Raw genomic sequence first — 6,556 nt, forward strand, 5'->3', positions numbered from 1 at the left:
TCTTTAAATTAATACTTTATCAAAATATTGGAAATTATCTGCAATTGAATGCAATCAATTTGGTCTTGCACATATCCTCAACTGCATACTTGATTCCTTCCTTGCCCATACCGCTTGACTTGAATCCTCCAAATGGCATTGCATCGGTTCTGAATGTGGATTCCTTATTGATTAAAACTGAACCTGCATCAATTTCATTTGCACATCTTAAGGCACTATGGATACTTTCTGTAAAGACTCCTGCCTGAAGGCCATATTGTGTATTGTTTGCCTCTTTGATTGCTTCATCAAGGCCATCCACTCTGATTATAGGTGCAATTGGACCAAAGGTCTCATTAGCTACAATATCCATATCCATAGTTACATTGTCTAAGATGGTTGGTTCATAGAAGCACTCTTTTCTGTTTCCACCAAGCAAGAGTTCTGCACCATCCTCAATTGCCCTATTGACAGAGGTTTCAATATTAAGGGCGGAGCTTTCATTGATTACAGGACCTATATCAGTTGATTCATCCATAGGATTACCCATTTTTAACTTGCTTGCCTCCTTTACAAACATGTCTATGAATTCATCTGCAATCCTATTGTCAAGAATCAATCTCTTTACACCAATGCAGACTTGACCAGAGAATAGGAATGCACCGGATACTGCAGCACTTACTGCCTTTTCAATGTCTGCATCTTCAAGTATGACTAAAGGATCGTTTCCACCAAGTTCCATTGTCAATTTCTTCATTCCTGCCCTTGATGAGATGAACAATCCAGTTGCTACACTTCCTGTAAATGATATCTTGTCCACTCCAGTTGAAACCACCATTGCATCTCCAACTTCGCTTCCATAACCAGTTACAGAGTTTATTACACCATCTGGAAAATGGTTATTGATTATTTCAGCCAATCTTAAAGCGGAAAGCGGTGCTTCCATAGATGGTTTCATAACAACAGTGTTTTTAGCTGCAATAGCTGGAGCTATCTTATGTAGAGCTAAATTCACTGGATAATTGAATGGAGTAATCGCTCCAACAACACCAAGAGGAACCTTCTTAGTGAATGCCAAGAATCTTGTCTCAGTTGAGCCAGTTGCATCAATAGGTACTGACTCACCATAGATTCTCTTTGCCTCTTCAGCTGCAAATTGAAGTGTTTCCACAGATCTTTGAAGTTCAACAATAGCTTGCTTATATGGCTTTCCAGCTTCTGCAACAATCAGTTTTGCAATGTTCTTGCTTTCCTTTTCAAGCTCTTCGCAAGCATTTTGAAGGTTTATTGAAACTTCCTTTGCAGATAATTCATTCAATGCTTTCTTTGCATTATTTGCAGCTTCAACAGCATTATCAACATCACTTCTATATGCTATTGGAACAGTATCCACAATTTCTCCATTGTATGGATTGATGACATCATAATGGTCTGATTTGTCTATAAATTCACCATTAATTAAGAATTTCATGATTTTGACTCCTAAATTATTTTTTAATTTTAATTATTTCTTTAATCTTTGAATTTTCAAATAATTAATAAACTATTTGTTTTATTCAATAATAAGTTTTGGTAAAATAATTAACTATTCAAATTTAGAAGCAATATCACCAAATGAACTGTTTAAAGTGTTTATTTCATTTGAATCAATTTCAGTCCCCAAGTCAACGATATATGATTTATACATTGAAACAACCAAAAGAATGATTACGATTATTCCTCCAATTATCAATATCAATTCAACAGCCCCTTGACCCTTATTGTCATGAATTAAAATGCTTGGAAAATTTAAATCTATATTTCTCATAATATCACATAATTACACTAATCCAAAGAATCCTGCTCCAAAGTTGTTGATTATATAGAATACCGCAAAGGCAGAACATGTGATTGGAATTGAATACCTAAGCCCTTTCTTCAAGTCCCCATACATTATCAAAGCTATTAGAAAGCCTGCCAAAATTGAATGAATGAGGAGATAAATCTCTGCAGCAAGCGGTGCGACTTCGCAAATTGATCCACCTTTTCCAAGTTCAATCATGAAGGATGAATAGACTCCAACCATCCCAAGGGCAAAGGGAGCGGCTATTGTTGAAGCGATTATTAGAAACATTATTGACATCATAACGCTTGCCTTTCTCTCCCTCTTCAATATCAGCATAGCCCTTAAGTCATCACTTACATCAAGAATGATCTCAGACAAGGATCCTCCGCTTTTATGGGCATTCAATATGATTTTAAAGCTTCTCTCAAGGTCCTTTGAGTTGAGTCTCATTGCCATATTGCTAAATGATTCATCAAGAGATTTTCCCATCCTTATCTCAACAACAACTCTTCTTAATTCATCATACAATGGCCCTTTTCTATGGTCAGACATGTCCACCAAAGCATTTTCCAAACTTAATCCAACCTTTAGCATAGATGACAATTGCCTTAAGAAGTCTGGAATTGAGTTTTCTATCTCACTTGCCCTTTTTTCTATTTTCAAAAACAAGATCAAAATGAATGCAATTGTTGGAATGAAAACAGCTAAAGATAAAGCAAATATCAAATTAAATGACAACACTATTGAAACTAGTGAAAATAGAATGATGAATGCAATATAAACCATTAGAATAATTGCCAATATTTGGGATGCCAATGTAAATATTCCTGCCTTAAGCAAGTACTCTTGAAAGGCAATTAAAAAAGATTGGTTTATTTTATTTTCTATTATATTCGATAATTTGATTATTAAATCTTCAATAAACATTGATAATAGATTTGTATAAGTAATTAATAAATTTAACTTATTTATAAACTTAAAAAAACAATTTAATTAGAATATAATAAAAAATAAGTAAAATTATAATGCTGTGATAAAATTAAAGTGATTTAATAAAATTAAAATTAGATTGGAAAATTAAATTAGATAAAAAAGTCAATGAATGTTAAATGAATTCTAAAAGAATTCAAATAACACAACGTTCTTAAAAAATTTTGGATCTGTCAATAAATCCATAAATATAATTTAATAAAAATGATATTTAAAAATTTTTATTAGCATTCAAAAATAGGAAAAGCCCATCAAGGAAAAAATCTAACCTAACTTTTTTCATGGCATTATAGACAGAGAGGATTATTCAATAAAAATTAGAAATAATTTTATTAGAACTTCAAGAAACAATAAAATTGTTCTAAGATTTATTTCCAAACCAACACATCCTAAAAATTTTTTAAGAACGTTTGATTTTTTTAGATGGTGAAACTCAAAAATAGATTTTTAAAGATTAATACTTAAATATAACGATTTTAAACCCGTTAAATTTCAAAATAAAATCATTATCATATTTATATGAAAAAATAACTAAAAATAAGAAAAATTAAGCGATTTGTAAAATTATAATGAGATTAAAAAATTAAAATTTGACTGAAAAAATTAGGGAAAATTAAAAAGAAAAATTATAATATTTGAGGCAAATTACCAATCAGTTTACCCGTTTTGTCAACTAAAACCATATCCTCTATCCTTACTCCAAACTCTCCTTCAAGATAGATTCCTGGCTCAATTGTTATAATCATATTGTTCTCCAAAACAGTTTGATCCTTTAGGGAAACTGAAGGATTTTCATGAATGTCCAATCCTAAGCTATGGCCAGTGCTGTGAATGAAATTATCCCCATAACCATATTCAGTTATGATGTCTCTTGCCACCTTATCCACTTCACAAGCTTTTACACCTGCCTTAACAGCATCAATGGCCTTGTCATGAGCTTCAAGAACTATATTGGATATTTCCTCCTGCCTTTCTGTGTAGATGAAAGTTCTTGTTGTGTCAGAGCAATAACCCTCAAACTTACAGCCGTAATCAACTAAAACTGGTGTGTCAAGGACATGTTGCCTTGGAGTTGAATGAGGCAATGATGATACAGGGCCAGTTGCAAATATTGTATCAAATGATTCAACGGTTGCCCCATTCTTTCTCATCAGATAGCCTAATTCATATGCACATTCCCATTCTTCTGCCCCCTTCTCCTGCTTGGAGCGGACATCCAATTCAAGGAGTGACTTATGTGCAATATCAGTTGCCTTAATCATCTTTTGGATTTCATCATCAGACTTTATCATCCTTTCAGTTGAAATTGCATTGGAGATAGTGAGATTGAAGTCCTTGAACTTTTCATAAACGTTTGCAGTCAAGTCTGATTCAATGGCTAAGCTCTTGATTCCTTCATCTTTTAGATATTCAATCATCTTATCAAATGATTCATACTTCACAATATCGATGGAAGATGTGTTTTCTGCATTTTCCATATCCATTCCAGAAACAAATATGATTGGATTTTCCTTAATGATCATGAATGCAAAGCTTGTTGACAAGTATCCTGACAAGTAATGGATATTATTGAAATTAGCCACCAACATGGCATCCAAGTCTTTCTCTTCCAATTTTTTCAAGATGTTTTTTATGTGAAAATTATGAATCTCATTATCCTTAATTTGCATTTGAAAGCCTCAATTGAATTATTAGTTTTCTCCTATACTTTCTTATATCACTTATTATTTAAAAATTAAACGAATGATTGAAATAAACCTATAACAATTATTATAAATAATCAATTACATAATATAAATATTATAAAATTTAAAATTTTAAAACAATTTCAAAATTATTTTGAAAATAGCTAAGGATAAAAAACATGTTTGAAGATATTCCAATAAAATTCTTTAAGGGAACTCATAGAGTAAGAGACCCGAAGGAAACAATTGAGATAAATGAGAAAAAGCTTAGAACCGCTGGAATAACCAGATTGACTGACATTACAGACTTGGATAGAGTCAAGATTCCAGTATTTTCAGCTATCCGCCCAACTGCACAATCCGGTAGTGTAAGTGTCTATGCAGGAAAAGGCGCTACCAGAGAGCAGGCAAAGGCATCTGCAATGATGGAAGGATTTGAAAGGTATTCTGCAGAAAGGCAGGATATCGATGGAGAAAGAACATTTGTAGACACATACAATAACATAAAGAATGAAAAAAATGTGCTTGACCCAAAAGAACTCCTCTTGCCAAAGAATTATGGCAATGAGAATGTTGAAAATTCAAGGCTTGAATGGATTGAAGCTGAAGATATCATAAGCGAAGAGACAATCTATGTCCCATCAAATGCAGTTTTCCATCCTTACATTCCTACAAGGGAAGTGAGCCCAAGTCCAATAGCTATTTTTAAAGGAAACACAAATGGTCTTGCATCCGGAAACATCATAGAGGAATCTGTCTTGCATGGTATTTTTGAAGTTGTTGAAAGGGATGCATGGAGCATATTTGAACTTACAAAAAGAAACAAGAAGGAAATAAGTCAAGACAGCATTGACAATGAAATTATCAATGAGCTTTTAGGCAAGTTCAATAGCCAAGGAATTGATATTAAGCTTATGGACATCACAGCAGACTTGAAGATAACCACAATAGCTGCAAGCGCTGATGATACTGTCCTCAAGGATCCAGCACTCCTAACTTTAGGTGTTGGAACCCACTTGAACCCTGAAGTTGCAGTGATTAGAGCACTTACTGAAGTTGCACAGAGCAGAGCAACCCAGATCCATGGTACCCGTGAAGACACAATCAGAGCAGACTTCATGAGAAAATCAGGTTATGAACACATGAAGAGAATGAATAAGCATTACTTCCAAAGGGAAGATGAAACCATAAATCTTGGCGATATTGAAGACAAAAGCTCACATTCAATCAAAAAGGATATTGAAACAAGCATTGAAGAGGTTCAGAAAGTTGGATTCAATCAAATATTATACACTGACCTTACAAGAGATGAAATCGGAATCAATGTTGCAAGAGTGATCATTCCAAAGGCTGAGCTCTATTCATTGGATGAGGAAAGATTAGGTAATCGCGCTTTGGAATATGATAGAAAAGCACGTAGAGGATTAATTTAAAAATAAATTTATAATTATCATTAATTTTAAGAGATTTTAACATGACTAAAAAAATCATCGTTTATTTAGGATTATCCATATTGGAGGATGAAGCAAAAACAATACTTGATGCAGACTATAGACCTCCAGTTAAAAGAGGAGACATCCTAAAGGCAATATCTGAAAAGCCAGACATAATCGGAATCATTGATGGTGCTTTCCACCATACACCTGCAGTGGCCCATAAGGAAATCATGAAGGCATTGGATAAGGGAATAACTGTAGTTGGAGGAAGCAGTATGGGAGCTTTAAGAGCATCAGAACTTGATGATTTAGGCATGATTGGAATCGGTTACGTTTACAAGGCGTACAGATCTGGAGCAATTACTTCAGATGACTATGTGGCTTTAAGTTTTGACCCTGTCAATCAAGTTCCGTTCTCAGAAGCTCTTGTAAATGTTGACTACAAATTGGACTTGGCGGTTAATGAAGGAATAATCACTGAAGAGGAAAAGGATTACATCCACAATATTGCCAAAGAGATCTATTACCCTAAACGTTCCTATCAAAACATATTCTCAAAAGTGGAAATGGAAGATAAAAAGAAAACCAAGCTTATCGATTTCATATTGAAGGAGAAGGACATCAAATACTTGGATGCAATT

Annotated in this window: 6 protein-coding genes; 2 read left to right on the plus strand and 4 right to left on the minus strand. The window is 33.6% G+C overall.

Annotated elements, in window-relative coordinates; genetic code table 11:
* Window positions 1-34: 34 nt before the first annotated feature.
* The 4 genes from VW161_RS04225 to VW161_RS04240 all read right to left on the minus strand — a co-directional run bounded on the left by VW161_RS04225 (window position 35) and on the right by VW161_RS04240 (window position 4,464).
* Entirely contained in the window at window positions 35-1,450 is a 1,416-nt protein-coding gene (locus VW161_RS04225; protein WP_304092921.1) for a lactaldehyde dehydrogenase, read from the minus strand.
* 114 nt (window positions 1,451-1,564) lie between these two features.
* A complete protein-coding gene (locus tag VW161_RS04230) occupies window positions 1,565-1,786 on the minus strand; it encodes a class III signal peptide-containing protein (RefSeq protein ID WP_304085639.1) in 222 nt (73 codons plus the stop codon).
* Between the two features lie 12 nt (window positions 1,787-1,798).
* On the minus strand, window positions 1,799-2,644 hold the full coding sequence (locus VW161_RS04235; RefSeq protein ID WP_304102347.1) for a type II secretion system F family protein: 846 nt from the start codon (window positions 2,642-2,644) through the stop codon (window positions 1,799-1,801).
* Window positions 2,645-3,420: 776 nt separating this feature from the next.
* Window positions 3,421-4,464: a M24 family metallopeptidase gene (locus VW161_RS04240; RefSeq protein WP_325192740.1), complete on the minus strand. Its 1,044-nt coding sequence runs from the start codon at window positions 4,462-4,464 to the stop codon at window positions 3,421-3,423.
* 194 nt (window positions 4,465-4,658) lie between these two features.
* On the opposite strand from VW161_RS04240, the gene VW161_RS04245 reads away from it, so the two are divergent.
* Complete coding sequence (locus tag VW161_RS04245; protein ID WP_304085634.1) at window positions 4,659-5,912, plus strand: YcaO-related McrA-glycine thioamidation protein; 1,254 nt, start codon at window positions 4,659-4,661, stop codon at window positions 5,910-5,912.
* A gap of 41 nt (window positions 5,913-5,953) precedes the next feature.
* The coding region (locus VW161_RS04250; protein WP_325192741.1) for a TfuA-related McrA-glycine thioamidation protein at window positions 5,954-6,556 on the plus strand (603 nt) is incomplete at its 3' end.

Source organism: Methanobrevibacter ruminantium (genome assembly GCF_016294135.1).
Lineage (GTDB): Archaea > Methanobacteriota > Methanobacteria > Methanobacteriales > Methanobacteriaceae > Methanobrevibacter > Methanobrevibacter ruminantium_A.

Coding starts and splice junctions, on each gene's coding strand:
- VW161_RS04240 (WP_325192740.1), bottom strand. CDS start 4,464: ATGCAAATTAAGGATAATGAGATTCATAATTTTCACATAAAAAACATC.
- VW161_RS04245 (WP_304085634.1), top strand. CDS start 4,659: ATGTTTGAAGATATTCCAATAAAATTCTTTAAGGGAACTCATAGAGTA.
- VW161_RS04225 (WP_304092921.1), bottom strand. CDS start 1,450: ATGAAATTCTTAATTAATGGTGAATTTATAGACAAATCAGACCATTAT.
- VW161_RS04230 (WP_304085639.1), bottom strand. CDS start 1,786: ATGAGAAATATAGATTTAAATTTTCCAAGCATTTTAATTCATGACAAT.